This is a genomic window from Pseudarthrobacter sp. N5 (genome assembly GCF_050157035.1).
Classification (GTDB): Bacteria; Actinomycetota; Actinomycetes; order Actinomycetales; family Micrococcaceae; genus Arthrobacter.
This window is the reverse complement of sequence record NZ_CP189593.1, coordinates 2527258-2552333: the sequence shown is the minus strand read 5'-3', so window position 1 is coordinate 2552333 and position 25076 is coordinate 2527258. Positions and strand designations below refer to the sequence as shown.

24 protein-coding genes, 3 tRNA genes and 2 pseudogenes are annotated in these 25076 nt (G+C 63.2%); 21 read left to right on the top strand and 8 right to left on the bottom strand.

All coding sequences use genetic code 11. The features are described 5' to 3' along the window. Nucleotides 1-42 precede the first annotated feature (42 nt). Both ACQCST_RS12320 and ACQCST_RS12315 read left to right on the top strand, forming a co-directional pair. Nucleotides 43-1237 (top strand): annotated as a pseudogene (locus tag ACQCST_RS12320) (Gfo/Idh/MocA family protein). Next, nucleotides 1209-1438: pseudogene (locus ACQCST_RS12315) on the top strand (DUF993 family protein); the annotation flags it as partial. The pseudogenes ACQCST_RS12320 and ACQCST_RS12315, both read left to right, overlap by 29 nt. Here ACQCST_RS12315 and ACQCST_RS12310 read toward each other — a convergent pair. Beyond that, a complete protein-coding gene (locus ACQCST_RS12310; RefSeq protein ID WP_426996053.1) occupies nucleotides 1430-2398 on the bottom strand; it encodes an IS481 family transposase in 969 nt (322 codons plus the stop codon). The pseudogene ACQCST_RS12315 and the gene ACQCST_RS12310 sit on opposite strands and share 9 nt — an antisense overlap. Nucleotides 2399-2500: 102 nt before the next feature. Here ACQCST_RS12310 and ACQCST_RS12305 point away from each other — a divergent pair, with 102 nt between their 5' ends. Further along, a complete protein-coding gene (locus ACQCST_RS12305; RefSeq protein WP_426999170.1) occupies nucleotides 2501-3493 on the top strand; it encodes a DUF993 family protein in 993 nt (330 codons plus the stop codon). After that, on the top strand, nucleotides 3490-4122 hold the full coding sequence (locus ACQCST_RS12300) for a sugar phosphate isomerase/epimerase family protein (protein ID WP_426996052.1): 633 nt from the start codon (nucleotides 3490-3492) through the stop codon (nucleotides 4120-4122). Before ACQCST_RS12305 ends, ACQCST_RS12300 begins: the two co-directional genes overlap by 4 nt. 288 nt (nucleotides 4123-4410) lie before the next feature. On the opposite strand, the gene ACQCST_RS12295 is transcribed toward ACQCST_RS12300, so the two are convergent. Continuing rightward, a tRNA-Arg gene (locus ACQCST_RS12295) sits at nucleotides 4411-4483 on the bottom strand. 218 nt (nucleotides 4484-4701) lie between these two features. Here ACQCST_RS12295 and ACQCST_RS12290 point away from each other — a divergent pair. The 3 genes from ACQCST_RS12290 to ettA all read left to right on the top strand — a co-directional run bounded on the left by ACQCST_RS12290 (nucleotide 4702) and on the right by ettA (nucleotide 7743). Beyond that, nucleotides 4702-5280 carry a single-stranded DNA-binding protein gene (locus ACQCST_RS12290; RefSeq protein ID WP_426996051.1) on the top strand — a complete coding sequence of 193 codons (579 nt, stop codon included), beginning with the start codon at nucleotides 4702-4704 and terminating at the stop codon, nucleotides 5278-5280. 77 nt (nucleotides 5281-5357) lie between these two features. Further along, complete coding sequence (locus tag ACQCST_RS12285; RefSeq protein WP_426996050.1) at nucleotides 5358-5960, top strand: DUF6993 domain-containing protein; 603 nt, start codon at nucleotides 5358-5360, stop codon at nucleotides 5958-5960. Between the two features lie 100 nt (nucleotides 5961-6060). Further along, the gene (gene ettA, locus ACQCST_RS12280; RefSeq protein WP_426996049.1) at nucleotides 6061-7743 is read left to right on the top strand and encodes an energy-dependent translational throttle protein EttA; all 1683 of its coding nucleotides are present in this window, start codon (nucleotides 6061-6063) and stop codon (nucleotides 7741-7743) included. A 137-nt stretch (nucleotides 7744-7880) separates the two neighbouring features. Here ettA and ACQCST_RS12275 read toward each other — a convergent pair whose 3' ends face one another. Beyond that, on the bottom strand, nucleotides 7881-8861 hold the full coding sequence (locus tag ACQCST_RS12275; protein WP_426996048.1) for an acyl-CoA thioesterase: 981 nt from the start codon (nucleotides 8859-8861) through the stop codon (nucleotides 7881-7883). A gap of 63 nt (nucleotides 8862-8924) precedes the next feature. On the opposite strand from ACQCST_RS12275, the gene ACQCST_RS12270 reads away from it, so the two are divergent. Further along, nucleotides 8925-9593 (top strand): hypothetical protein, encoded by a 669-nt coding sequence (locus ACQCST_RS12270; protein WP_426996047.1) that lies wholly within the window; start codon nucleotides 8925-8927, stop codon nucleotides 9591-9593. A gap of 44 nt (nucleotides 9594-9637) precedes the next feature. On the opposite strand, the gene ACQCST_RS12265 is transcribed toward ACQCST_RS12270, so the two are convergent. Next, the gene (locus ACQCST_RS12265) at nucleotides 9638-10090 is read right to left on the bottom strand and encodes a globin (RefSeq protein ID WP_426996046.1); all 453 of its coding nucleotides are present in this window, start codon (nucleotides 10088-10090) and stop codon (nucleotides 9638-9640) included. A gap of 2 nt (nucleotides 10091-10092) precedes the next feature. Then, complete coding sequence (locus ACQCST_RS12260; protein WP_426996045.1) at nucleotides 10093-10755, bottom strand: mechanosensitive ion channel family protein; 663 nt, start codon at nucleotides 10753-10755, stop codon at nucleotides 10093-10095. Between the two features lie 137 nt (nucleotides 10756-10892). Between ACQCST_RS12260 and ACQCST_RS12255 the strand changes: the two genes are divergently transcribed. Beyond that, a complete protein-coding gene (locus tag ACQCST_RS12255) occupies nucleotides 10893-11882 on the top strand; it encodes an NAD-dependent epimerase/dehydratase family protein (protein ID WP_426996044.1) in 990 nt (329 codons plus the stop codon). Between the two features lie 10 nt (nucleotides 11883-11892). On the opposite strand, the gene ACQCST_RS12250 is transcribed toward ACQCST_RS12255, so the two are convergent. Then, nucleotides 11893-12369: an OsmC family protein gene (locus ACQCST_RS12250; RefSeq protein ID WP_426996043.1), complete on the bottom strand. Its 477-nt coding sequence runs from the start codon at nucleotides 12367-12369 to the stop codon at nucleotides 11893-11895. Nucleotides 12370-12373: 4 nt separating this feature from the next. Next, nucleotides 12374-14935, bottom strand: a complete 2562-nt coding sequence (gene pepN, locus ACQCST_RS12245; protein ID WP_426996042.1) for an aminopeptidase N — start codon at nucleotides 14933-14935, stop codon at nucleotides 12374-12376. Between the two features lie 161 nt (nucleotides 14936-15096). Here pepN and ACQCST_RS12240 point away from each other — a divergent pair, with 161 nt between their 5' ends. From ACQCST_RS12240 to ACQCST_RS12215, 6 genes are all read left to right on the top strand, one after another. After that, nucleotides 15097-16116, top strand: coding sequence for a hypothetical protein (locus ACQCST_RS12240; RefSeq protein ID WP_426996041.1), 1020 nt, complete (start codon nucleotides 15097-15099; stop codon nucleotides 16114-16116). 67 nt (nucleotides 16117-16183) lie between these two features. After that, nucleotides 16184-16678 (top strand): ribose-5-phosphate isomerase, encoded by a 495-nt coding sequence (locus ACQCST_RS12235; protein WP_426996040.1) that lies wholly within the window; start codon nucleotides 16184-16186, stop codon nucleotides 16676-16678. Next, nucleotides 16678-17574, top strand: a complete 897-nt coding sequence (locus ACQCST_RS12230; RefSeq protein ID WP_426996039.1) for an Fpg/Nei family DNA glycosylase — start codon at nucleotides 16678-16680, stop codon at nucleotides 17572-17574. Before ACQCST_RS12235 ends, ACQCST_RS12230 begins: the two co-directional genes overlap by 1 nt. Nucleotides 17575-17687: 113 nt before the next feature. Beyond that, the gene (locus ACQCST_RS12225) at nucleotides 17688-18116 is read left to right on the top strand and encodes a hypothetical protein (RefSeq protein WP_426996038.1); all 429 of its coding nucleotides are present in this window, start codon (nucleotides 17688-17690) and stop codon (nucleotides 18114-18116) included. Then, entirely contained in the window at nucleotides 18110-18343 is a 234-nt protein-coding gene (locus ACQCST_RS12220) for a helix-turn-helix transcriptional regulator (protein ID WP_426996037.1), read from the top strand. Before ACQCST_RS12225 ends, ACQCST_RS12220 begins: the two co-directional genes overlap by 7 nt. Next, nucleotides 18340-19314, top strand: coding sequence for an NAD(P)-dependent alcohol dehydrogenase (locus tag ACQCST_RS12215; protein WP_426996036.1), 975 nt, complete (start codon nucleotides 18340-18342; stop codon nucleotides 19312-19314). The genes ACQCST_RS12220 and ACQCST_RS12215 overlap by 4 nt, the downstream gene beginning before the upstream one ends. Before the next feature lie 55 nt (nucleotides 19315-19369). On the opposite strand, the gene ACQCST_RS12210 is transcribed toward ACQCST_RS12215, so the two are convergent. After that, nucleotides 19370-19443, bottom strand: a tRNA-Gly gene (locus ACQCST_RS12210). Between the two features lie 146 nt (nucleotides 19444-19589). Between ACQCST_RS12210 and ACQCST_RS12205 the strand changes: the two genes are divergently transcribed. From ACQCST_RS12205 to ACQCST_RS12180, 6 genes are all read left to right on the top strand, one after another. Further along, nucleotides 19590-19664, top strand: a tRNA-Pro gene (locus ACQCST_RS12205). An 81-nt stretch (nucleotides 19665-19745) separates the two neighbouring features. Continuing rightward, complete coding sequence (gene tig, locus ACQCST_RS12200; RefSeq protein WP_426996035.1) at nucleotides 19746-21131, top strand: trigger factor; 1386 nt, start codon at nucleotides 19746-19748, stop codon at nucleotides 21129-21131. Between the two features lie 246 nt (nucleotides 21132-21377). Beyond that, complete coding sequence (locus ACQCST_RS12195; RefSeq protein WP_426999169.1) at nucleotides 21378-21989, top strand: ATP-dependent Clp protease proteolytic subunit; 612 nt, start codon at nucleotides 21378-21380, stop codon at nucleotides 21987-21989. A 38-nt stretch (nucleotides 21990-22027) separates the two neighbouring features. After that, a complete protein-coding gene (locus ACQCST_RS12190) occupies nucleotides 22028-22687 on the top strand; it encodes an ATP-dependent Clp protease proteolytic subunit (protein ID WP_426996034.1) in 660 nt (219 codons plus the stop codon). 183 nt (nucleotides 22688-22870) lie between these two features. After that, complete coding sequence (gene clpX, locus ACQCST_RS12185; RefSeq protein ID WP_426996033.1) at nucleotides 22871-24160, top strand: ATP-dependent Clp protease ATP-binding subunit ClpX; 1290 nt, start codon at nucleotides 22871-22873, stop codon at nucleotides 24158-24160. Between the two features lie 71 nt (nucleotides 24161-24231). Beyond that, entirely contained in the window at nucleotides 24232-24846 is a 615-nt protein-coding gene (locus tag ACQCST_RS12180; RefSeq protein ID WP_426996032.1) for a DsbA family protein, read from the top strand. Nucleotides 24847-25076: the final 230 nt, after the last annotated feature.

Genomic DNA, 25076 nt, shown 5'->3' with positions numbered 1-25076 from the left:
TTACCAACCGTACGAGCATTGCCTACCACACGTGGAGGACACATGGGTTTCGAAACAAAGACGATCCGCATCGCCATGAACGGCATTACCGGCCGCATGGGCTACCGCCAGCATCTGCCGCGCTCCATCCTGCCGATCCGAGACGCCGGCGGCTTCACGCTTGAAGACGGCACAAGGATCCAGGTAGAACCCATCCTGGTGGGCCGTAACGAGGCCAAGATGCGCGAGCTCGCCGAGCTGCACAAGGTGGCCGAATGGACCGCCGACATGGATTCGGTCATCAACGATCCTTCGGTGGACATCATCTTTGATGCCTCCATGACCAGCCTGCGCGCCGCCACCCTCAAGAAGGCCATGCTGGCTGGCAAGCACATCTGCACCGAGAAGCCCACCGCGGAATCCCTTGAAGAGGCCATCGAACTGGCCCGCATCGGGAAGGAAGCCGGCGTCACCGCAGGGGTAGTCCACGACAAGCTGTACCTCCCCGGCCTGGTCAAGCTGCGGCGCCTGGTGGACCAGGGCTTCTTCGGCCGCATCCTCTCCATCCGCGGCGAGTTCGGCTACTGGGTATTCGAAGGCGACGTCCAGGCGGCCCAGCGCCCGTCCTGGAACTATCGCAAGGAAGACGGCGGCGGTATGACCACGGACATGTTCTGCCACTGGGACTATGTCCTCGAGGGCATCATCGGCAAGGTCAAGAGCGTCAGCGCCAAGACCGCCACCCACATCCCGGCGCGCTGGGATGAAGAAGGCCAGGAATACAAGGCAACCGCCGACGACGCCTCCTACGGCATCTTCGAACTGGAGACCCCTGACGGGGAACGCCGTCATCGGCCAGATCAACTCCTCCTGGGCCGTGCGCGTCTACCGCGACGAACTCGTGGATTTCCAGATCGACGGCACGCATGGCTCCGCCGTCGCCGGCCTGAACAAGTGCGTGGCGCAGCAGCGCGCCCACCCGCCCAAGCCGGTCTGGAACCCTGACCTTCCGGTCACCGATTCATTCCGCAGCCAGTGGCGGGAAGTGCCGGCCAACGCCGAACTGGATAACGGCTTCAAGCTGCAGTGGGAGGAATTCCTCCGGGACGTCGTGGCCGGACGCGAACACCGCTTGGGCCTGCTCTCCGCGGCCCGCGGTGTCCAGCTCGCCGAGCTGGGCCTGCAGTCCAACGACGAGCGCCCATCGGCATCCTGGAGATCACGCTCTGATGACTTCCTTGATCCTTCCCTCGGCTGACGGCGGAACCCGCGAGTACCGCCTCAACTCCGCTCCCGGCTGGTCAAGGCCCGTCGCCCCCATCACCTCCCGTCACGCCTACGCTGCCGCGCACGTCATCCCGGAAGTGTCCGCTGACAACACCCCTGGGCCCCGGCCCGCCTCGATTGGGACGCCACCCCGGCGTACCGGCACGAGCTGTGGTCCTACGGCCTAGGTGTATTGACCTGAGAGGTTAGTGACGCGGGTGACCGGTGGCTGACCTTTGAGTGAGGTGTGGCCTCGGTGATGATTGTAGTGATGGAGCCAGTCGGCGAAAGAATCAACACGCTCGGCCTCTGATCCATAGGGTTTTGCGTAAGCCCACTCATCGAGCATGGTGCGGTTGTAGCGCTCGACTTTGCCGTTGGTCTGGGGCCTGTAGGGCCGGGTGCGCTTGTGCTTGATAGCCGGGCCCAGGGCGTCTTTGAATGCGTAGGAGCGGTAGCAGGAGCCGTTGTCCGTCAGGACCCGTTTGACCACGATTCCGCAGGATTCGAAGTAGGCGTTGGCGCGTTCCCAGAACCCGGCCGCGGTGTCCTTTTTCTCATCGGCGAGGATCTCGGTGTAGGCCAGCCGGGAATGATCATCGACCGCGTTGTGCAGGAAGGCGTAGCCCGGTCTCCGGTTCGCCGCCGTGCCGGTCTTGTTCCGGTTGCCGGATGCCCTGCCCACCGTGCGGTGTCCGCCGCCGTCCGGGATACGTCCGAGTTTCTTGATGTCCACGTGGACAAGGTCTCCGGGGTTCTGGTGCTCGTAGCGGCGGATTACCCTCCCCGTGGCCCGGTCCAGCCACGACAGCCTTGCCAGTCCGAACCTGGAGAGGACCCGGTGCACCGTGGAGGGGTGGATACCCAGCAGGTAACCGATCCGGGCAGGGCCCCACCGGCGGTTCACTCTGAGCGCGACGATCCGCCGCTCCCGCCGCACGGACGTCCGGCCCGGGGAGCTGACGGGCCGGCTCGACCGGTCCTCCATCCCGTGCTCGCCGCGCTCCCGGTAGCGGCCAGCCCACCGCGCCGCGGTCGTCACCGAGACCTGGAACCGCTCAGCCGCCCGCCGCAGCGGCCACCCGTCCTCCACGACGCACTGGGCCAGCCGGAGCCTGCCCTTAGGCGTGAGGAGCGCATTAGCATGGGACATTGAAGACCTCCTTGTGGATCGGACTCTCGACAAGCCCCACTCCACCCGGAGGTCTTCTTTTTGTCACCTAACCACGCCGAGCGTTCCTAACGTCCGTGGTCAATACACCTAGGCGTCGCGGACGCCATGGATACCGCCCAGCGCGGCATTGACTGGGCCGCCACCCAGCAGCTCATCAAGCGCACCGGCGCGGAGGCTGCATCGGTCGTTGCAGGCCGGAACGCCGCCACCGCCGGGAAGTCCGTCCGCGACCTCGTGTCCTGTGGAGCCGGCACAGACCAGCTGGACATTGATTCACTGCCCTCCGGCGCTGCCGGTGTGCAGGCCGTTCTGGACGCCTACCGCGAGCAGATCGCCGTCGTCAGTGAGGCAGGGCCCAGAATCATCCTGATGGCCTCGCGTGCATTGGCGAAGGTGGCCAGCGGCCCTGAAGACTACCTCGGGGTGTACTCAACGCTGCTTCAGGAAGTGGACCAGCCGGTCATTCTGCACTGGCTCGGGACCATGTTCGATCCCGCCCTGGCCGGCTATTGGTGCTCCGACGACGTCTCCCGGGCCACTGAAACGTTCCGGTCGCTGATCCGGGACAACGCGGACAAGGTGGACGGCGTCAAGGTTTCGCTCCTTGATGCAAGCCATGAGGTGGACTTGCGTGCCGTACTTCCGGAGGGCGTGCGGCTCTACACCGGTGATTATTTCAACTACCCGGAACTGATCGACGGCGACGGAACCCGCCACTCCGATGCCCTGCTGGGCATCTTCGCAGCCACCTACCCGGCTGCCTCGGCCGCGCTGCAGAGCTACGACGCCGGCGACGCCGTGAGGGCCCGCGCCATCCTGGATTCCACCCAGGAACTGGGCAAGCATATCTTCAGCGCCCCCACGTTCTATTACAAGACCGGCATTGCCTTTATGTCCTGGCTCAACGGCAAGCAGCCGGGCTTCCAGATGGTAGGCGGCCTGCACTCCGGCCGCTCCGTGGTGCTTCTGGCCAAGACCTTCGAGCTTGCCGATCAGGCAGGACTGCTGATGGATCCTGCCCTGGGCGCGTTCCGGATGTCCGATTTCCTGCGCATCAACGGTGTGGGAGTATGAGCGACTTTTCCAGCCTGTCCGTCTTTTCCAGGCTGTCCCTGAACAGCGCCACCACCAAAAAATGGACCTTGGCCGAGGCCGTCGACGGCTGCGTCCGCGCCGGCATTCCCGCGATCGGGCCGTGGCGTGACCGCGTCGCCGAGGCCGGTCTGGACAAGGCGTCGAAGCTCATCAGGGACGCCGGCCTGCGCGTCTCCTCGCTCTGCCGCGGCGGATTCCTGACGGCGGCTGACGCGGAGGGCCAGGCTGCAGCGGTGGCCGACAACCGCGCCGCCATTCTGGAGGCAGTTGCCCTGGACACCCGGGAGCTTTTCCTGGTGGTGGGGGCCTGGCGCCGGGGGAGAAAGACGTGGTGGCTGCCCGCCGGCGCGTTGGACCGGCTCTGGGATCTGGTCCCGTTCGCCGTCGAAAACGGCATCCGGCTGGTGCTGGAACCGCTGCACCCGATGTACGCGGCGGACCGTGCTCTGATCTCCACGTTGGGCCTGCCCCTGGATCTCGCGGCGCCGTACGACGCGCGGGCCGTGGGCGTCGGCGTCGATACCTTCCACGTGTGGTGGGATCCGGAGCTGAAGCCGCAGATTGAGCGCGCCGGGCGGGAAAACCGGATTGCCTCCTTGCGACCATGAAGGAGCGTTACGCGGGCCTCGTCCTGCCGTACGCCTGACGCAGCGCGCTTCCTGACATAGACCGCGGGCCCCTGCTTCGTCAGGGTCGGGGTCCGCGCCCCACGAAGGCCCGGCGCCGCACAGCGGTGCCGGGCTTTTTGCTGTTTCTGCGAGGTGCTTGCGGCGCCGGTAGACGTCGTCCTGGGTGGACGGGCTCCGTACGGGCTCCGGCCGCTACGCGTCCTCCCCTTCAGGGTATGGTCCGGCTCTGACCCGCGGAATGAAACCGCGGCTCAGAGCCTCGCGTTGTGCCCCAGGAGGGAATCGAACCCCCGACCGGCGGATTAGAAGGCCGCTGCTCTATCCCCTGAGCTACTGGGGCACGCGGTGCCGGAGATCAGATTCCGGTCGCCTCAAAAAGTTTACATTGCCTGGCGACCGGACACCGTCATGTTCTTTGAACTGTCGCCTCCATTCCTCCACAGCGGCGTCGGGCGCGGTGTTTTGCACATACGGAAAGTTGTCTCTCCCCGAAGGCTGCGCCTGGAGCGAAGCTGGATATGCCTGCTAGGGCACGACAATTCGAGACAGGACACAAAAATGAGTGACAACATTACGGTCCGTGGCTTCGTCGCCTCGGAGATCAGAAGCTCGACGACGCCCGGCGGCGTAGGGACAGCATCGTTCCGGCTCGGTTCCACCGACCGGCGTTTCGACCGTGCGTCCAGTACCTGGGTGGACGGCAATACCAACTGGTTTACTGTCCAGGGGTACCGCCAGCTTGCGGGAAATATCGGCTGCAGCATCAAGAAGGGCCAACGCGTGATCATTGTGGGCCGACTGAAAATGCGCAGCTGGGAAAAGGAAGGCCGCATCTACCATGTAGCCGAGATCGATGCCGAATCCGTAGGCCACGACCTCATGTGGGGCTCTGCGAACTTCACCCGCACAGCCGGCAGCACGCCGCAGTCTGCCACCCCGCAGGACGGATCCGGCCAAGGCGCGGCTGAATCCGATTCAGGGGCCCAGCAGCAGGGCCCCCTTGACCACGGGCTGGCTGCATCCGGCGAGGACGATTCCGCGGACGACAGCGGCGCCGAGATCTTCGTGGACGACGAGACCGGCGATCGCCTGGACATCAACTCGGAGACAGGTGAGCTGACCGGGGCTGCGGCCTGACCGGCCGCCGCGCTGCCCGCGTCGCTGCCGCCTGGGCGGCACCGTTCGGCTGCGGTGCCGCATGGCAGAATGGGGCTGTGACACGAGCGAACTCCCCCCAGCGGCAGGACCGCGGCCTAATCCGGGTAGCGGTCCGCGAGGCGGCGAGCCGTACGGCGACGGGCAGTCCGGTGACCAGTCCGGCGTGGAACTTCTCCAAGCTCCTCTTGGCGGCGGGACTGATCCTGGGTTTCGTCGTAGCCTGCACAGGCGGCATCGGGCAGCCGTCACCTGGCCAGTCTGAGGCAACTCCGGCCCCCGCCGCCACATCGCCTACGCAGACTGGCTCTTCCGCAACCCAGCCCACTGCAGCACCACAGTCAACAAACCGGCCGGAGGGTGATCCGGTCTTACCTGATCTGCAGCAACGACTGGGGGACGCGCTGCGAAGTGCAGCCGTGGGCAACCCGAAACCAAGCAGGGACCAGGTGCTGGCGGCGCTGACGGGTGCCGGAATACCTGAAGCAGTGCTGGAGGTTTCGGCCAGCCGCACTCCTACCGGCCTGGAAGTGGATGCCATCGAGGCTGCGGCCCGTCAAGGCAAAGACTGCGTGGTCGGCCAGGTCCGTGACGGCGACGTCACTGTGGTGGTCCTGCCCGCGCTCGCCAACGGCAGCTGCTTTGCCGGCTCAGCGGTCTGACCGCAGGGACCCGAATTCACGCGTCTGTTTTCGCAGCACCGGCACCGCCCGTTCACTGCTCAATGTGAGATATCCGCGCCAACCCCGTAGATTTGGAACCATGGCGGAATTTATTTACACAATGACCAATGCCCGCAAGGCTGTTGGCGAAAAACTCATCCTCGACGATGTCAGCATGTCGTTCTTCCCTGGTGCGAAGATCGGCGTGGTTGGCCCTAACGGTGCCGGCAAGTCGACCATCCTCAAGATCATGGCTGGCATGGACATTCCGTCCAACGGTGAGGCCCGGCTCAGCCCCGGCTACACCGTGGGTATCCTGCTTCAGGAGCCGCCCCTTAACGAGGAAAAAACAGTTCTCGGCAACGTCCAGGAAGGCGTTGGCGAAATCATCGGCAAGATCCAGCGTTTCAATGAGATCTCCGAGGAAATGGCCAACCCTGATGCGGACTATGACACGCTCCTGGAAGAAATGGGCCACCTGCAGGAAGCCATCGACACTGCCGATGCCTGGGACCTTGATTCTCAGCTGGAGCAGGCCATGGACGCACTTCGCTGCCCGCCGCCTGAAGCAGATGTCACCTTGCTTTCCGGTGGTGAGCGCCGCCGCGTGGCGCTGTGCAAGCTCCTCCTGCAGAAGCCTGACCTGCTGCTCCTTGACGAGCCCACCAACCACCTCGACGCCGAGAGCGTGCTGTGGCTGGAACAGCACCTGTCCAACTACGCCGGCGCAGTCTTGGCCGTCACCCACGACCGTTACTTCCTGGATCACGTCGCGGAGTGGATCGCCGAAGTAGACCGCGGCCACCTCTACCCGTACGAAGGCAACTACTCCACCTACCTGGAGAAGAAACGTGCCCGTCTGGAAGTCCAGGGCAAGAAGGACGCCAAGCAGGCCAAGCGCCTTACCGAGGAACTGGAATGGGTCCGCTCCAACGCGAAAGGCCGCCAGACCAAGTCCAAGGCGCGCCTTGCCCGCTACGAGGAAATGGCAGCGGAGGCGGACCGCACCCGCAAGCTCGACTTCGAGGAAATCCAGATCCCGCCGGGCCCGCGATTGGGCGGGCTTGTCCTGGAAGCGAAGAACCTGCAGAAGGGCTTCGAGGACCGCACACTGATCGACGGCCTGTCCTTCACCCTTCCCCGTAACGGAATTGTGGGCGTTATCGGTCCCAACGGCGTGGGTAAGACCACCCTGTTCAAGACCATCGTGGGGCTGGAACCGCTCGACGGCGGCGAGCTGAAGATCGGCGATTCCGTCAAGATCTCCTACGCGGACCAGAGCCGCGGCGGCATCGACCCCAACAAGACGCTGTGGGAAGTTGTTTCTGACGGAAATGACTTCATCCAGGTGGGTCACGTTGAGATGCCGTCCCGCGCCTACGTTGCCGCTTTCGGCTTCAAGGGCCCGGACCAGCAGAAGAAGGCAGGCGTGCTCTCCGGTGGTGAGCGCAACCGCCTGAACCTTGCACTGACGTTGAAGCAGGGCGGAAACCTGCTCCTTCTTGACGAACCCACTAACGACCTCGACGTCGAAACCCTCAGCAGCCTCGAGAACGCGCTGCTCGAATTCCCCGGCTGCGCCGTGGTGGTTTCGCACGACCGCTGGTTCCTGGACCGGGTGGCAACCCACATTCTGTCCTACGAGGGCGACGAGGAAAACCCGTCCAAGTGGTACTGGTTTGAAGGTAACTTCGAATCCTACGAGGAGAACAAGGTAGAGCGTCTGGGCCCGGACGCGGCCAAGCCGCACCGTGTCACCCACCGCCGCCTCACCCGCGGCTAAGTCGGTGCTGGGCGCGGGCCGCTTTCAGGCTGCCCACGCGAACTGACACAAAAGGCCGGCCCCGAAATTGCGTGGGCGGCCTTTTGTGTGTCCGCTTTGTATTCCCGGGTAACAGCTTGTGTGTTCCCGGGTAACAGTCAGTCCCGCTCGGACTTGCGGATCTGATGTGCCAGGACCGCAGACTGCACAGCGCCCACCACCTTGTTCTTGAGATCCGTCGGAACCCGGACCATACCTTCCTGCGCCACGGACGCCACATGCTGGCCTTCACGGTTGAAGATCTTGCCCGTTGCCAGACCGCGGGCACCCTGTGCGCTGGGGGACTCCTGGACATACAGCAGCCATTCATCTACCCGGACCGGGCGGTGCCACCACATGGCGTGGTCCAGGCTGGCAACGCTCATTCCCGGCGTGATCCAGCTGAGTCCGTGCTTGCGCAGGATGGATTCCAGCAGGGTGTAGTCGCTGGCGTACGCCAGCGCTGCCCGGTGCAGGTTGGGTTCGTCCGGCATGGGACCGAAGGTTTTCATCCACACCGCGTTGCACGCTTCCTTCTTCCCCTTCGCCGACACGTACAGGGCAGGATCGATGTGCCGGATGTCGAAGGGCCGCTCGTAGGCCCAGTGCCTGGCCACGGGGTGATCGAATTTCCCCAAGAGGTCCGCTGTGCTGGGCAGCGATTCGGGATCCGGAATGCCTTGCGGCATGAGGGACTGGTGTTCGATCCCTTCGTCATCATCCTGGAAGGAGGCAATCATGGACAGGATGGGCAGGCCCTCCTGGTAGGCGTGGACCCGGCGCGCGGAAAAGGACCGGCCATCTCGTAGCCGCTGGACGCCGAAGGTGATGGGTTTGTTGGCATCGCCCGCCCGCAGGAAATAGCCGTGCATGGAATGCACTCGCCGCCCCGGGTCAACGGTTCGCATGCCGGCAATCAATGATTGCGCAAGAACCTGGCCGCCGAACACGCGTTGGTGGGGCTGTTTTTGCGATGGGCCGATGAAAATGTCCTCGTCGGTCCGTGCGCCTTCCAGCTCGCCCAGATCGAGGACTTCAATGAGGGACGAGGTGGGGTCCTGCGTGGGCAACGCCTGCAAACCGGCTTCCGCTTCTGTCATGGTTTGACTCTAGACGTAGCCCCGGCACGGCTCAACCGGGACCCAGCCGGTAGAGTCTTAAGTGTGTCTGATCTCCTCACCCGGTCTTTCCGGTTTGCCGATCCCCGGGATCTTGCCGATCTCCGCAACTTCGCCCTGCGCGCCAAAGCCATAGACGACGGCGCCATCAGGCTTCAGGGGTCAGGCTCCGTTCTGGCCGCTTACGTCTGTGTTCTCCGGCCCCGGCTGCTGGGCGAATCAACCCCTACCATTCTGGGATTGCGCACCATGGGGCTGGCGGAGCCGTCCGGCATCGACGTCACTGTTCTGTTGTCCGCCGTACTGAACCGGCTGGCGCGGGCGGGAGAGGACGACGTCGAGCTTCCGGTTCCGCCGACCACCGTCACCGAATCATGGGCGGGCGTGAGCGCGCCCCGGTCCGGTTGGGAACTGATCGGATCCGTCCCTGACTCTGTGCTGAAGCAAGCCGCAGAGGCAGGGATTACCGAAGTTGCCGGTATTGTCCCGGACAAGCCCGGTGCCCTGATTGTCAACAACGCCCGGGCAGCGGTCTGGGGCCGTGAACTGGATGGCGCCGGGGGACTCCCGGCAGGGGCCGCTTTCGCTGCCCTTACCTTGGGCTTCCTGGGGGACAATCAACAGCAGCTCTACCAGGCTGGCCGGTGGTTCCGTCTCAGCGGCAGCCGCGGGCACGTTCTGGCGCGGTCAGGCGCCGGTCTCGGCCTTTTCTAAGCAGTGTTGCTGAACGCTGAAACGCCATGACCGTTCAGGTGTCCTCACGAGCCGGACGGACTGTTGACCATGGAGAGCGCTGCACGTTCCATGTAGTCCCACAAGGTGCCCTCATATAGGGGAGACAGCTCCAGCGCGTCCACGGCGGCGCGCATATGGTGCAGCCAGCGGTCTTTTGCCTCGGGCGTTACACGGAACGGCATGTGGCGCATCCGGAGCCGCGGATGGCCGCGTTCCTCACCATACGTTGTTGGTCCGCCCCAATACTGCTCCAGGAACATCAGGAAGCGCCGTTTGGCCGGGCCAAGGTCCTCTTCGGGGTACATCGCGCGCAGCAGGGGGTCGCCCGCGACTCCGTCGTAGAAGACATCAATGAGCTTAACGAACGTTTCGTGGCCGCCCACGGCGTCGTAGAAATTGTCTGTGTAGCCTGGCTGGCTGAACGGATCATTCTGCATGAGTTGTCTGGCGGGCATCGGTTCAGCGGGCGTTGTCATGGTTACTCTCCGGCTTTCTGCTGCGCTGCCGGATTCGTCTCCGGAGCCTCGTCCGCGGCCGACGATGTCGGCAAATACGTCCCCTGTGACCTATTGCCCACGCGAAGGATCTCGCCATTGCGCAGGTACCAGATAGCCCCGTCAGCGGAGCGTACGCGCGTGATGCGCAGACCCATGGATTCCACAGTGCCCACCACTTCACTGGTCTCGATAACATCGCCGATCCCGTACTGGTCCTCGATGGTGATGAAAATACCGGCCAGGAAGTCGCGGATCAACTGCTGGGCCCCAAAGCCGATGGCCACACCAAGAATGCCCACGCTCGTCAGCAGCGGTGCGATGTCCACGTCAAGGTTTCTGAGAACGTACATGATGGTGATGACCGCAACGAGTACTCCCGCCACGCTGTTCAGTAGCGAACCGATGGTGTTGGCGCGCTGGACCCTGCGTTCGTGATCAAGCGCGCGAAGGGCGGGTGCCGCCCACTTAAAGTGCGGCTTCTTGAAGAAGGACGTACCGGCGGCCACGCGCTTGGTGATGCGCACAATGATGAAGCTTGCCGCCAGCCAGATGGCAATGCCCACACCGATGCTGATCAGAATTCCCGCCACGTTGATGCTCGGGATTTCCGGGGTGCCAGGGGTGGCCGAGATCAAGCTGTACATCTGCAGTGTTACTCCTCAGTGGTCTCCGGCGTCCACCCGGGTGGACGCCCGGGGTGGTCTCCCGGTGTTCGCTCCCGGTGTTCGCCGGGCGCATAAGACGCTGTTCATCTTTAACCCTAGCCCCGTAGCGTGGCCACATGCGCATTCTCATTCTCGGCGGTACTGCCTTCCTGTCGGCGGAAATCGCCCGGCAGGCCGTCGGTGCCGGGCATCAGGTGACGTGTCTTGCCCGCGGCACAGCCACCGGACCGCCGGAGGGATCAGCCTGGCTGCGGGCCGACCGTTCGCTGGGCGCGGACGCTTACACGGCAGTCACGGGAGAGTGGGACGCCGTGATCGATGTGGCCCGGGACCCTGCTCAGGCCAAGGACTCACTCATGGCACTGGCAGCCCGTGCAGAGCACTGGACGTTTGTATCGAGCTGTTCGGTATATGCCGATCACTCAACGCCGGGTGCCGCGGAAGACGCCGGGCTCTTGCCTCCGCTTGAGAAGGGGACAGACTTCGCGCCGGAAAACTACGGTGAAGCGAAATCAGCGATTGAACAATCCACCGCGGAGTTCGCCGGGGACAAAGCCCATCTCTGCCGTGCCGGCCTGATCGGCGGCCCCGGCGATGCTACGGACCGCTATGGTTACTGGCCGGCCCGGTTCGCGCGTGGCGGGGATCCTGTGCTGCTTCCGGACATCCCGCACCACGCAACGCAGATCATCGACGTCCGGGATCTGGCGGCCTGGATTCTCACGGCGGCAGAACAACGGACTACCGGTCCGCTGAACGCGCTCGGTGACGTGGTGCCGTTCGGCGACTACGTTGACGAGTCACGTCGTCGCGCCGGGAACCTGGCGCCGGTTGTGCCGGCGTCCGAAGAATGGCTCGTTGACCACGGAGCCGGCTATTGGGCGGGCCCCGATTCCCTGCCGTTGTGGCTGCCGCCCGGCCATGAAGGCTTCTCGGCGCGCTCGAACAGCGCAGCCAAGACCGCCGGGATGATCCTGAGGCCGTGGCAAGAAACGCTCAGGGACACGCTCGGCGACGAACGCCACCGTGGACTGGGCCGGGAGCGCAAAGCCGGCCTCAGCCCGGCCACGGAGGCACGACTGATCGGCGAACTGGCAGCCGGGTAGCGGCTGCCAGTCAGGCGGCAGCCGCAGTTGTGGGCGAGTGCAGTACCGGAAAGTTCACACTCCGGGCAATGAAGCAGGCCTGATTGGCTTCATGATGCATTGACTCGACCAATCCAACATGTGCCGGATCCCCGACCGTCACGTGTGGATGCAGCGTGACGTTTTCAAATTGTCCGCTGCCGTCCCGGTTGAGACGCATCATGCCTGTGGCGTTATCTTCATAAGCTGTGACCACCACACCGTGCCTCACGGCCACATGCAGGAAAGACAGCATATGGCACTGTGCCAGTGCAGTGAGCAGTAACTGCTCCGGGTTGTACCGGGAGCGGTCGCCGTGGAAGGTGGGGTCCGCTGAGCCGCGGATCACCGGCAGGCCAGGTATCTCGACGTCGTGATCCCTGGAGTATTCCCTGTACGAGGACGTCCCACTACCAAGATTTCCTGTCCACCGGACAGTTAGTGAGTAGTGGTGTTCACCGAGCGCCATGGCCTTACACGTCCGCTGCGCGTGCGCGCAGGGCCCGGGCGACGCCGTCGCGGTTTTCCAGCATCATTCGGCGCAGCGCAGCGCTTTCCGGCGGCAGCGTGGCCAGGAACTGATCAGTCCGGTCCACAGTTGCCTGCGTGGTCAGTTGCGCAGGATAAAGTCCGACGACGATCTGCTGGGCGAGAGCGTGCGTGCGGTCCGCGACAACGCCGGGAACGGCGTCGAAGTATTTTTCCGCGTATGGCTCCAGCAGCGCGGTGTCCAGCACCCGGGCGAAACCGGCTACGGCCGAGCCCTGAAGCGCGTTCGACAGCTCACCCTTGACCACAATGGAATCCCACGCCGCTGCCTTCGCCTCCGGGGTGGGAAGGGCTGCCTTGGCTAGGGCGGCTGCGTTCTGTCCGCTGGAGGTGTTGTCTCGTCCCAGTTCAGCGTCGATCTGTTCCTGGCCCGAGCGGCCACCAGTGACCAGTGACGCCAGAAGCTCCCAGCGCAGGTCCTGGTCAACGGTAAGCCCGTCCAGTGCCACAGAACCGTCCAGCAGACCGCCAACGGTGTCCAGCTGACCTGCGCTCCGTGCCAGCAGGGCATAGGACTTCACGAACTGGAGCTGGGAATCGGACCCCGCAGCAACGGAGGCAGCGAGCTCCCAGAGCCCGTCCGCCGCGGTCACTGCTGTGGCTTCGCGGTGCTCCGACGCCACATAGAAGTTCAGTGCGGTGGCCAACTGGCGGAGCTGGACCAGGATCACGGATGAGTCGGATTCCGCCGCAATGTTGGCCAGAATCAGCTCCACGTAGCCGCGGGCCGGGGTTTCGCCGTCGCGGGCAGCATCCCAGGCCGAGTTCCACACCAACGTGCGCGGCAGGCTTTCACTGAAGTCCTTCAGGTGCGCCTTGGCCGTTGCCAGCGACTTTTCATCGAGACGGACCTTGGCATAGGCGAGGTCGTCGTCGTTGATCAGGATCAGGTCCGGCTGCGCGAGACCTGCCAGCGCGGGAACGTCCGTGCGCGTGCCGTCCACGTCCAGTTCCTCGCGGTGCACGCGCTCCAGCTTCCCGGCGTCCGTGACGTTGTAGAACCCCACGGCCAGCCGGTGCGGACGCATGGTGGGCTGTTCGGCGACGGCCGACTGTACGATCGCGAAGGAGGAAATGGTGCCGTCCGCATCCACGGCCAGCTCAGGCCTGAGCGTATTCACACCGGCGGTCTCCAGCCACACCTTCCCCCACTGATCGAGGTCGCGGCCGCTGGCCTTCTCAAGTTCCACCATCAGATCGCTGAGTTCAGTGTTCTTCCATGCGTGTTTCCGGAAGTACTCGCGGACGCCGGACATAAACTCTTCCGGACCCACCCAGGCCACCAGCTGGCGCAGCACCGAGGCGCCCTTGGCATAGGTGATGCCGTCAAAGTTGACCTCCACGTCCTGGAGATCATTGATCTCGGCGAAAATCGGGTGCGTCGTCGGCAACTGGTCCTGGCGGTACGCCCAGGACTTTTCCACCGAGGCGAACGTGGTCCAGGCGCGGTCAAAGGCAGTGTTCTCCACCGCGGCCAGGTGGGACATGTACTCGGCGAAGGATTCATTGAGCCACAGGTCGTTCCACCAGCGCATGGTCACCAGATCGCCGAACCACATGTGGGCGAGTTCGTGGAGCACAGTGATTGCCCGGCGCTCAATCTGGGCACCGGTCACTTTGCCGCGGAAGACGTAACCCTCAAGGATGGTTACGGCTCCGGCGTTCTCCATGGCCCCGGCGTTGAACTCCGGTACGAACAGCTGGTCGTACTTCTCGAACGGGTACGGGCAGCCGAACTGTGCCTCGAAGAATTCAAAGCCTTGCCTGGTGAGCTCAAAGATGTTCTCGGCGTCGAGGTACTGCATCAGCGATTTCCGCGCAAAAACGCCCAGTGGCACGGTGCGGCCGCCGGAACTGGTGACCTCGCTGCGGACCGACTGGTACGGGCCGGCGATCAGGGCCGTGACATATGAGGACAGCCGCGGCGTGGGAGCGAATTCCCAGATGGAACGCGCACCGCCGTCCGGGCCCGGAGTTGTCTCCGACGGAACAGGGGTGGGGGAGTTGGAGATGAGTTCCCAGTGCGACGGCGCTGTCACAGTGAAGCTAAACACCGCCTTCAGATCGGGCTGCTCGAAGACGGCAAACATCCGCCGCGAGTCCGGGACCTCAAACTGTGTGTAGAGGTAGACCTCGTTATCCACCGGGTCCACGAAGCGGTGGAGCCCTTCGCCGGTGTTCATGAACGGGGCATCAGCCACCACCGTGAGTTCGTTCCGCCCTGCCAGATCCGGGAGCTGGATCCTGACGCCGTCAGCTACTGCCGCCGGGTCCAGTTCACGGCCATTGAGCGTGACACCGTGCACTGTGTTCGTGATGGCATCGATAAAGGTGGAGGACCCGGGAACTGCCGTGAACTTCACGGTGGTGGTGGAACCGAACACCTGCCCGCCCTTGGTCAGATCAAGGCGGACGTCGTAGGATTCGACGGCGATCAGATCGGCGCGCTCACGTGCTTCGGCGCGCGTCAGGTTTAAACCTGGCAAGGTGGTGCCTCCAGAAAGGTAGCGGTTGCCGGCGCTACAGCCTCCGCCGGCCCGGTCAGTTCATTACTGTGAAACCATTCTTTCACTTATGCGACCGTTGGCAAGTTGCGTGGATCACGTCCACAGGAACGGCCGGCCGCTTGTGGGCGTAGCGTTAGGGCATGGGAAACTTCCGGGACGCTGTCGATGTCAGGGCCCTGCGCTTCGCGGCAGGCTTTCCGGTGCTGCTGGCCGCAGGTTTCGCGTTCTGTGCATTTCTGTTGCGACCCGATCTGCCGGAACCGCTGGCCGTCCGTTGGACTGACGACGGCGGTGCCGGCTTTGCGCCGTTCACCGCGTACGTGGTCGTAGGCGCAGCCATGATCATTGCGTCCGGCTGGCTGGTGCTTTCGCAGGCAGTGCCGATCTCCAGGCCTGCCGTCCTTCGCCGGATCATGATGGGTTCGGGCCTGGCGCTGTGCCTGTTCGTCACCAGTGTTCTGGCGGCCGGGCTGGTGGGTCAGGCCGGCCTGGCGGAGGCGCGCGATTCCCGGGTGGACCTGACGGTTCTGGCCCTGGGCAGCGGGGCGGCTCTTGGCCTGGGCTTTGTGATGGGATTCGTTTTCAAAGCAGACCAGCGGTGGTCCGCCGAGGACGATGACGCTCTTGAGATGGCTCTGGCAAAGGAGCTGGATCCCGAGCTAGCCGACGATTCCATGGGCTTCTGGGTCCACGCCCGAAGCTCCGTTTTTGTCATGATCGCCATTGCCTCCGTCTTCCCGGCAGCCCTGATCGCGATTGCCATCCCCTGGGTGGGGGCGTTACTGGTGGGCATCGCAGCGGTTGCCGCCGGGTTCCTTTTTGCCAGAGTGAAGGCCGACCGCAGCGGGCTGCACGTGTTTGCCGCCGGGCTCGTCCGGGTGATGGAGGTTCCCGCAGCCGCCATTTCCGCGGCCCGTCCGGCCGATGTCCGTGCCGCCGACTACGGCGGCTGGGGCTACCGGAACCACGGCGGCACCCTTGCGATGCTGGTCAGCAGCGGCCCCGCCGTCGTCGTCCGTAAAACTGACGGACACCAGCTCGCGGTCAGCAGCGGAAGCGAGGCATCGGCCGCCCGGCTTGCGGACGTCCTGACGCGCGTTGCGGCCCGGGCCCGGCGTGAAAACCGCCAGCCCGGCACCGGAAGCACAGAGCCCTTGTAGGCTTGAGGCTGTAGATTTCCCCCGCACAAGCGCTGCTGAACAAGCCAAAGACTGAACGGATATCACCGTGACCACACCCCCTGCCTTCCCGCGGGTCCACATCGCCACCGACCACGCCGGTATGGAGCTGAGCGCCCACCTCGTCAGCCACCTCGGCGCCAAGGGTTATGACGTCGTTGACCACGGACCCAAGGTCTACGACGCACTGGATGACTACCCCTCGTTCTGCATCAATGCCGCGCTCGCGGTCGTAGCGGATCAGGAGGCAGGGATACAGGCGCTGGGCATCGTCCTGGGCGGTTCCGGCAACGGCGAACAGATCGCCGCCAACAAGGTCAGCGGCATCCGTGCGGCACTTGCATGGAACCACTCCACCGCCGTGCTGGCACGTGAGCACAACGATGCCAATGTCATCGCTGTGGGCGGCCGTCAGCACACCGTCGAAGAAGCCACGGAACTCATCGAAGCCTTTCTGGCCGAGCCCTTCAGTAACGACGAACGCCACATCCGCAGGATCGGAAAAATTGCAGCTTACGAGACCACAGGCCGGGTCATCGACTAGTGCCCGAGGGGCATTCGGTCCACCGGCTGGCGCGTCAGTTCGGTGATGTTTTTCTCGGCAGCACGTTGTCCGTCTCCAGCCCGCAGGGGAGATTCGCCGGCGGCGCCGCGGTACTGGACGGACACACCCTGGTGGAGTCCCGTGCCCACGGGAAGCATCTTTTCCTGGGGTTTGAGCACGGGCTTGTCCTGCATGTTCACCTGGGCCTCTACGGCGCCTGGGAATTCGGCGGCGACGGGACGTTCCGCGTCGCTTCCAGCATCGGTGCTCCACGCAAAGTGGGGGAGCGTGAAGTGTTCGACGACGGCGGGGCTCCCGTCTTGTACGACGGACCACCTGCTCCCGTGGGCGCCGTCAGGGTCCGCCTGGTCGGGGCACATGGCTGGGCAGATCTCAGGGGCGCCACCACCTGTGCGGCCATCACCGACGCCGAAGTCGCCACGGTGCTGGCCCGGCTCGGCCCGGACCCGCTGCGGAACTCGCCGGGGGACAGGGAAACTTTCGTGGACGCTGTCACTTCCCGCCGCACGCCCCTGGCCGCCCTGATGATGGACCAGAAGGTGATCGCCGGCGTCGGGAATGTCTACCGGGCAGAGGTATTGTTCCGGCAGCGCACAGACCCCTGGTCGCCCGGCCGTGGAGTGTCCGCCGTTCTGGCCGGGCAGTTGTGGGACGACACCGCGGCAGTGATGTCCGACGGCGTCCGCGATGGCAGGATCATCACCACGCCGTCCGGGTATTGGAGCGGAGGGTCCGCATTGCCGTCGCCGAACGAGGCGCACTTTGTCTACAAGCGGAACGGGCTTCCTTGCCGCGACTGCGGGGCCGCGGTGGCGATGACTGAGCTCCTTGCCCGGAAACTCTACTGGTGCCCGCTGTGCCAGCAGGCGGGCTGACTTTTCAGCCGCGTACCAACGACGCTTCATGGCTGTGAAGTAAAAAATTCTTTACATCATGTCTGATGTGCTTTACATTGGTGAATGTCAGCTTTTCTTTACATAGGAGCGTCATGCCAGTCGAAGAAAAAAGCGCGTGGATCATGCTTGTGGTCACAATCTGCGCCTACGCAATCTATGTTTTTGTCATTCTGGGGCAGGCGGGGCACACCGCCGTCGCAGAGGTGCCCTACATCCCGGTCATGCTGTGGAGCATCGGAGGCGCGATCGCAGCATCCATTGCACTGAACGCTCTTGCAGGGATTTTCTCGCCCCGTAACGCGGGCAAGAAGGACCAGCGGGACCGTGAGATCTACAGGTTCGGTGAGTACATGGGGCAGTCCTTCCTGGTTATCGGCGGGGTGGCGGCCCTCATCATGGCCATGGCGGAACTTCCGTACTTCTGGATCGCCAACGCCATCTATCTGTCGTTTGTGCTTGCGGCAATACTCAGTTCCATCGCCAAGGTCATCGCCTACCGCGGAGGCCTCCCGGCATGGTGAAGCCAACCAGGGTCTCGAATCAGATCAAGCGGCTGAGGTTCTCTCTCGGTGAGATGACGCAGGCAGAACTTGCTGAACGGATCGGTGTCACCCGCCAGACCGTCATTGCCATTGAGCAGGGGCGCTATTCGCCGTCGCTCGACATGGCATTTCAGATCGCCCATGTCTTCGGTGTGGCACTGGATGAAGTGTTCCAGTTCCGGGCCCAAAAAGGAGAAGTACTGTGAAGGCAATCGTGCAAAACATTTATGGCCCACCTGAGGTTCTGCAGCTCGAGGATATCCGCACGCCGGACGTTGGAGTCAATGACATTTTGGTCCGGGTGCGCGCTGCGGGCGTAGATGCCGGCGTATGGCATCTGATGTCAGGCCGGCCGTTTCTGCTGCGCCTCTTTGGTTTCGGGCTGCGAAAACCCAAGGTCCGCGTCCGTGGCCTGGACGTTGCTGGAACTGTGGAGGCGGTGGGCGCCAACGTGGTGCGCTTCCGGCCGGGCGATGAGGTGTACGGCACCTCCCTGCAAGGCACCTATGCACAGTACACGCGCACCACGGAGGACAAGCTCGCTCCCAAGCCCTCAAATCTCAGCTTCGAGCAGGCTGCCGCAGTGCCGGTCTCGGCATGTGCCGCCCTGCACGGGCTGCGCGACGCCGGACAGTTGCAGCCGGGACAAAAGGTCCTGGTCATCGGTGCGGGTGGTGGGGTGGGATCGTTTGCGGTCCAGCTGGCGAAGGTGTTCGGTGCGGAGGTCACAGGTGTCTGCAGCGCGGCGAAAACGGACCTGGTGCGATCGGTCGGTGCAGATCACGTCATCGACTACGCAATTGCCGATTTCGCCAACGGCACGGAGCTGTATGACCTCATCCTCGATACCGCCGGGAACAACAGTCTTTCGCGCCTCCGGAGGGCTCTCACCCGCCGCGGAACCCTGGTGATAGTCGGGGGCGAAGGGGGAGGGCGCTGGCTCGGTGGCTTCGACCGCCAATTGCGCGCACTCCTAGTGTCAATGGTTGTGAGCCAGAAGATCCATGGCCTGGTGTCCGCCGAACGCCCGGAAGATCTGGAGGACCTGCGCGCGCTCATCGAAAGCGGCCAAGTCACTCCCGCTATTGACAGGATGTACCCACTGGAGGAGGTGCCTGACGCCATCAAGTACCAGCACGAGGGCACGACCCGCGGCAAGCTCGTCATCAGGATCTGAACTGGACTGATAGACAAAACAGCAACACCCCGGCCGCAGGGCCGGGGTGTTGCGTTGGAGGGGACGACGGGAATCGAACCCGCATCATCAGTTTGGAAGACTGAGGCTTTACCACTAAGCTACGTCCCCGGGGCATGCCGGGCCGGTACAAGTGTACCGTTCCTGGACATCTTCCGGGCGGCTGTTGAAGCCGGGTACAACTAAACCCAATTCAGGGCCCCGGTGTCAAATGTGCAAAGACGCGCCGTATGAACGTAGACTTACCTGTGCACTTACGGGGTGTAGCTCAGCTTGGCTAGAGCACCTGCTTTGGGAGCAGGAAGTCGCAGGTTCAAATCCTGTCACCCCGACTCTGCGGCCCGGACCTCACGGTCCGGGCAGAACATTGCGTTTGCAGAACCCCATCCCACAAAACCAGGAGTACTTAGACTGTGAAGAGCGCTGTCGAGAACCTCACCCCCACGCGGGTCAAGCTCAATGTTGAGGTCCCTTTTGAGGAATTGAAGCCCAGCATCGAAGAGGCATACAAGACTGTTGCTTCCCAGATCCAGGTCCCTGGCTTCCGTAAGGGCAAGGTCCCTTCCAAGCTGATTGACCAGCGCGTCGGCCGCGGCTACGTCCTGGAAACCGCCATCAACGACGGCCTCAATGGCTGGTACCAGGCTGCCGTCCAGGAATCAGGCATCCGTCCCCTGAGCCGCCCCGAAGTTGAAATCACCGAGGTCCCGGATCCCACATCCACCGACGGCGAACTCAAGTTCCACGCCGAGGTTGACATCCGTCCCGAGGTGGAACTGCCCGACTACGCCGGCATCAAGGTTGAGGTCGCTGCTGCGGAATCCTCCGACGAGGACGTTGACAAGGCACTGGATGAACTGCGCGGCCGCTTCGGCACGCTCAAGTCCGTTGACCGCCCGGCAGCCGATGGCGACTTCCTCACCATCGACATCACCGCATCTGTGGACGGCGCCGAAGTTGACTCGGCTTCGGGCCTGTCCTACCAGGTTGGCGCGGGCACCATGCTTGAGGGCCTGGATGAAGCCGTCACCGGTCTCAGCGCCGACGAAGACTCGATTTTCGACACCACCCTGGTGGGCGGCGAGCACGCAGGCGAGGCTTCGCAGGTCAAGGTAGCAGTCAAGTCCGTCAAGGAACGCGAGCTCCCCGAGGCAAACGATGACTTCGCCCAGCTCGCTTCAGAATTCGACACCCTCGCTGAACTCCGCGAGGACCTCGCCAAGCAGGCCGCTGATTCCAAGGTTGTTGAGCAGGGTGTTGAGGCCCGCGATCTGGTCCTGGACAAGCTCGTGGAGCTCATTGAGGTACCTGTTCCGGATTCCGTGGTCGAAGAGCAGCTCGAGACACACTTCAAGGCCGAGAACTCCCACGGTGAAGGCGAGCACGACACCGAGGAGCACCGCGCCGAGGTCAAGGCCAACACCGCACGCGCCTTCCAGAACGAAGTCATCCTTGACGCCATCGCGGACAAGGAAGAGGTCAATGTCAGCCAGAACGAGCTGATCGACTACATCGTCACCACTGCCGGCCAGTACGGCATGGAACCGAACCAGTTCGCCCAGATCATCGACCAGAGCGGCCAGGTTCCCATGATGGTTTCCGAGGTCCGCCGCCGCAAGGCACTGGCAGTGGTGTTGGGGCAGGCCGACGTCACAGACACCAAGGGCAACAAGGTTGACCTCAGCGACTTCGTCCGCCCCGGTGCCGAAGAAGAGGCTCCCGCTGTTGACGCAGAAGCCGGAGTCGACGCCGAGATTGACGTTGTCCCCAGCGACGATCCCGCGGCAGTGAAGTTCTAGCAGGGCAGGCAGACAGTCCGTATAAGCGGCCCCCGGATCTGAAAATCCGGGGGCCGCTTGTTTTAAGCGCGCGTTTTGCACATTGCGGAGTCCCCCCGCGGCAATCGTGCGCCGTCAGCGAACAGCGCGTTTCGGGCGAACAAATCCGCTGCGAAAACGGTTAGTGTCCAAGTAGTGAAGTTCAGTGATGTCACCGTCACCAGTGAGAGGGAAGTACACATGTCAGAGCAAGCAGGGGCCCCCCGGATGGCGACCGTCGATCCCGCAGCCCAGGACAACTACATCTACAACCGCCTGCTGAAAGAGCGCATCATCTGGCTCGGTTCCGAGGTCCGGGATGACAACGCCAATGCGATCTGCTCCCAATTGCTTCTTCTTTCCGCGGAAAATCCCGAGAAGGACATCTACCTCTACATCAACTCTCCCGGCGGCTCAGTCACGGCCGGCATGGCCATCTACGACACCATGCAGTTCATCCCCAACGACGTCGTCACCGTCGCCACCGGACTGGCGGCCTCCATGGGGCAGTTCCTGCTCTCTTCGGGCACCAAAGGCAAGCGCTATGCCACCCCTAACGCCCGCATTCTGATGCACCAGCCCTCCGGCGGCATCGGCGGAACGGCTTCGGACATCAAGATCCAGGCAGAACTGATCCTTCACATGAAGAAGGTTATGGCTGAGCTGACTGCTGGCCAGACCGGCCAGACCGTCGAGACCATCCTGAAGGACAATGACCGCGACAAGTGGTTCACTGCCACGGATGCCCTTGAGTATGGCTTCTTCGACAAGATTGCTGCACATGCTGGTTCAGTTGCCGGCGGTGGCGGAACACAGAACTCCGCAAACGGCGAGAAGTAACCGGCATATAGCCAGAACTGGATTCAGGAGCAATGAACATGAACTACAATTTCGGCTCGTCTGCCGGCAATCTTCCCACCAGCCGCTACGTACTGCCGCAGTTCGAAGAGCGTACCCCGTACGGCTTCAAGCGCCAGGACCCCTACACCAAGCTGTTTGAGGACCGCATCATCTTCCTGGGCGTCCAGGTGGACGACGCCTCGGCGGACGACGTCATGGCGCAGCTGCTGGTGCTGGAGTCCACGGACCCGGACCGCGACATCACCCTCTACATCAACTCGCCCGGCGGATCGTTTACAGCCATGACGGCAATTTACGACACCATGACGTACATCCGGCCGGAGATCCAGACCGTCTGCCTCGGCCAGGCGGCCAGCGCCGCCGCCGTGCTGCTCGCGGCCGGAACGCCCGGTAAGCGCCTGGCGCTGCCGAACGCCCGCGTCCTTATCCACCAGCCCTCGCTGTCTGGCGGGCAGGGCGGCCAGGCCTCCGACCTGGAGATCCAGGCCGCCGAGGTCATGCGGATGCGGTCCTGGCTGGAGGACACCCTGGCCAAGCACTCCGGGCGGACGCCGGAGCAGGTCAACAATGACATCGAGCGGGACAAGATCCTGACCGCTGCTGACGCACTGGAGTACGGACTCATCGACCAGGTGCTTGATTCCCGCAAGATGAAGGCACAGGCGATCACCAAGTAGCCGGGCCTGCAGGGCCCCGGTGCGGTTCAGGATATTGGAGCGCACCGGTGCCCTCTTTCCACTCATCAGGCGGAATGTGTCCTAGAGTGGAACTTGTCACGGCTGGGATAGCCCAGGGCAAGCCCGTGATTACCGCGACCGGGGCAAAGCTGCACCGGCGGCAGAATACTAAGGGGTTCACATATGGCTCGGATTGGCGAGAGCACGGATCTGCTGAAGTGCTCTTTCTGCGGAAAGAGCCAGAAGCAGGTGCGCAAGCTCATTGCCGGGCCCGGCGTCTACATCTGCGACGAATGCATTGAACTCTGTAACGAGATCATTGAGGAAGAGCTCGCGGAAGTGGCCGACCTGGGCAGTTTTGAATTGCCCAAACCGAGGGAGATCTTTGATTTCCTGCAGGAATACGTCATAGGCCAGGAACCCGCAAAACGATCCCTCGCCGTCGCGGTCTACAACCACTACAAGCGGATCCAGGCTGGCCATGCCCCCAAGAGCGGCAGCCTCGCCGAGGGCGGCCATCACGACGACGTCGAGATCTCCAAGTCCAATATCCTCCTGATCGGGCCCACCGGTTGCGGAAAGACGTATCTGGCCCAGACGCTGGCACGGCGGCTCAACGTCCCGTTCGCAGTCGCTGACGCCACGGCGCTGACGGAGGCCGGGTACGTTGGTGAAGACGTTGAAAACATCCTCCTCAAGCTCATCCAGGCCGCTGACTACGACGTCAAAAAGGCCGAGCAGGGGATCATCTACATTGATGAGATCGACAAGATCTCGCGCAAGAGCGAAAACCCCTCGATTACCCGCGACGTCTCGGGCGAAGGTGTGCAGCAGGCATTGTTGAAAATCCTTGAGGGAACCGTGGCCTCGGTTCCGCCGCAGGGCGGTCGTAAGCACCCGCACCAGGAATTCATCCAGATCGACACCACCAATGTCCTCTTCATTGTGGCCGGCGCCTTCGCAGGGCTTGAAGAGATCATCGGTTCGCGCTCCGGGCGCAAGGGTATCGGTTTCGGCGCACCCCTGAACGAGGCAAAGAACAACGCTGATTCTTACGGTGAAGTCATGCCGGAAGATCTGCTCAAATTCGGGCTGATTCCGGAGTTCATCGGCAGGCTTCCTGTCATCACCACTGTCTCCAATCTGGACAGGGATGCGCTCATCCAGATTCTCTCCACGCCCAAAAACGCTCTCGTGAAGCAATACCAGAAAATGTTCCAGCTTGATGGTGTTGAGCTCCTGTTCAACGACGACGCCCTTGATGCGATTGCCGATCAGGCACTCGAGCGCGGGACCGGTGCCCGTGGGCTGCGGGCCATTATGGAGGAAGTCCTGCTTCCGGTGATGTTTGACCTGCCGAGCCGCGATGACATCGCCAGCGTGGTCATCACGGCCGATGTGGTGTTGAGCAAGGGCCAGCCAACCATGATCACTCACGATGTTGTGGCTAAACGCCGGAATAAATCCGCCTAGTCCATAGCTGTGATTCTTCGGTGCGCCCGGTGTGCGCCTTGCCCCGATGATTTTCTCTGAGGAGACCACATATGTCTGAAAATGATCCCAACCAGGCCGACTTCTGGTTCGATCCGCTGTGCCCGTTCGCCTGGATCACATCCCGCTGGATCGGCGAAGTGGAGCAGGTACGCGACATCAGGATCCAGTGGCACGTGATGAGCCTTGCGGTTCTCAACGAAGGCCGCGAACTCGACCCGCAATACCGGGAAATGATGGACAAGGCGTGGGGCCCCGTCCGCGTTATCATCGCCGCGGCTGAGCAGCATGGGGACCACGTCATCAAGCCCCTCTACGACGCCATGGGAGCCCGGATCCACATCGACGGGGAGAAGGACTACGGCGTTGTGATCAACAAGGCACTGGCCGAATGCGGTCTGCCTGCCGAACTCTCCGGGGCTGCCACGTCTGATGCGTTCGACGCCGGCTTGCGCGCCAGCCACGAGGCAGGCATCTCGCTCGTGGGCCAGGACGTTGGAACGCCGGTTGTTGCCTTCAACGGCACGGCGTTCTTCGGCCCCGCGCTGACCCGCATCCCGCGTGGCGAGGTGGCAGGAGAGCTGTGGGATGCCACGGTAACCCTGGCCTCGTTCCCGCACTTTTTCGAGATGAAGCGCAGCCGCACCGAAAGCCCCTCGTTCGACTGAGTGCCGGTGCTCCCCATACGGCGACACGCAAAGAGCCCCGGAGAACTACTTTGATGTAGTTCTGCCGGGGCCCTTGCGCATCCAAATCCGGGGGAGAATACTGGATCTTACCCACTTCGCAAGAAGAGGGACGCAGGAACTGAAGATTCAGTGATATGCATCCGACGCAGCCATCGGCAAAGTCAGATGCAAGCTACCAGTGACGAGGTAGGAAGACCTGAAAATCCAAA

What these genes read in the sequence shown, in the direction of transcription:
- ACQCST_RS12310 (WP_426996053.1), bottom strand. Translation starts at nt 2,398, where the DNA reads ATGTCCCATGCTAATGCGCTCCTCACGCCTAAGGGCAGGCTCCGGCTG.
- ACQCST_RS12300 (WP_426996052.1), top strand. Translation starts at nt 3,490, where the DNA reads ATGAGCGACTTTTCCAGCCTGTCCGTCTTTTCCAGGCTGTCCCTGAAC.
- ACQCST_RS12290 (WP_426996051.1), top strand. Translation starts at nt 4,702, where the DNA reads ATGAGTGACAACATTACGGTCCGTGGCTTCGTCGCCTCGGAGATCAGA.
- ettA (WP_426996049.1), top strand. Translation starts at nt 6,061, where the DNA reads ATGGCGGAATTTATTTACACAATGACCAATGCCCGCAAGGCTGTTGGC.
- ACQCST_RS12275 (WP_426996048.1), bottom strand. Translation starts at nt 8,861, where the DNA reads ATGACAGAAGCGGAAGCCGGTTTGCAGGCGTTGCCCACGCAGGACCCC.
- ACQCST_RS12265 (WP_426996046.1), bottom strand. Translation starts at nt 10,090, where the DNA reads ATGACAACGCCCGCTGAACCGATGCCCGCCAGACAACTCATGCAGAAT.
- ACQCST_RS12260 (WP_426996045.1), bottom strand. Translation starts at nt 10,755, where the DNA reads ATGTACAGCTTGATCTCGGCCACCCCTGGCACCCCGGAAATCCCGAGC.
- ACQCST_RS12255 (WP_426996044.1), top strand. Translation starts at nt 10,893, where the DNA reads ATGCGCATTCTCATTCTCGGCGGTACTGCCTTCCTGTCGGCGGAAATC.
- ACQCST_RS12250 (WP_426996043.1), bottom strand. Translation starts at nt 12,369, where the DNA reads ATGGCGCTCGGTGAACACCACTACTCACTAACTGTCCGGTGGACAGGA.
- ACQCST_RS12240 (WP_426996041.1), top strand. Translation starts at nt 15,097, where the DNA reads ATGGGAAACTTCCGGGACGCTGTCGATGTCAGGGCCCTGCGCTTCGCG.
- ACQCST_RS12225 (WP_426996038.1), top strand. Translation starts at nt 17,688, where the DNA reads ATGCCAGTCGAAGAAAAAAGCGCGTGGATCATGCTTGTGGTCACAATC.
- ACQCST_RS12220 (WP_426996037.1), top strand. Translation starts at nt 18,110, where the DNA reads ATGGTGAAGCCAACCAGGGTCTCGAATCAGATCAAGCGGCTGAGGTTC.
- ACQCST_RS12195 (WP_426999169.1), top strand. Translation starts at nt 21,378, where the DNA reads ATGGCGACCGTCGATCCCGCAGCCCAGGACAACTACATCTACAACCGC.
- ACQCST_RS12190 (WP_426996034.1), top strand. Translation starts at nt 22,028, where the DNA reads ATGAACTACAATTTCGGCTCGTCTGCCGGCAATCTTCCCACCAGCCGC.
- clpX (WP_426996033.1), top strand. Translation starts at nt 22,871, where the DNA reads ATGGCTCGGATTGGCGAGAGCACGGATCTGCTGAAGTGCTCTTTCTGC.
- ACQCST_RS12180 (WP_426996032.1), top strand. Translation starts at nt 24,232, where the DNA reads ATGTCTGAAAATGATCCCAACCAGGCCGACTTCTGGTTCGATCCGCTG.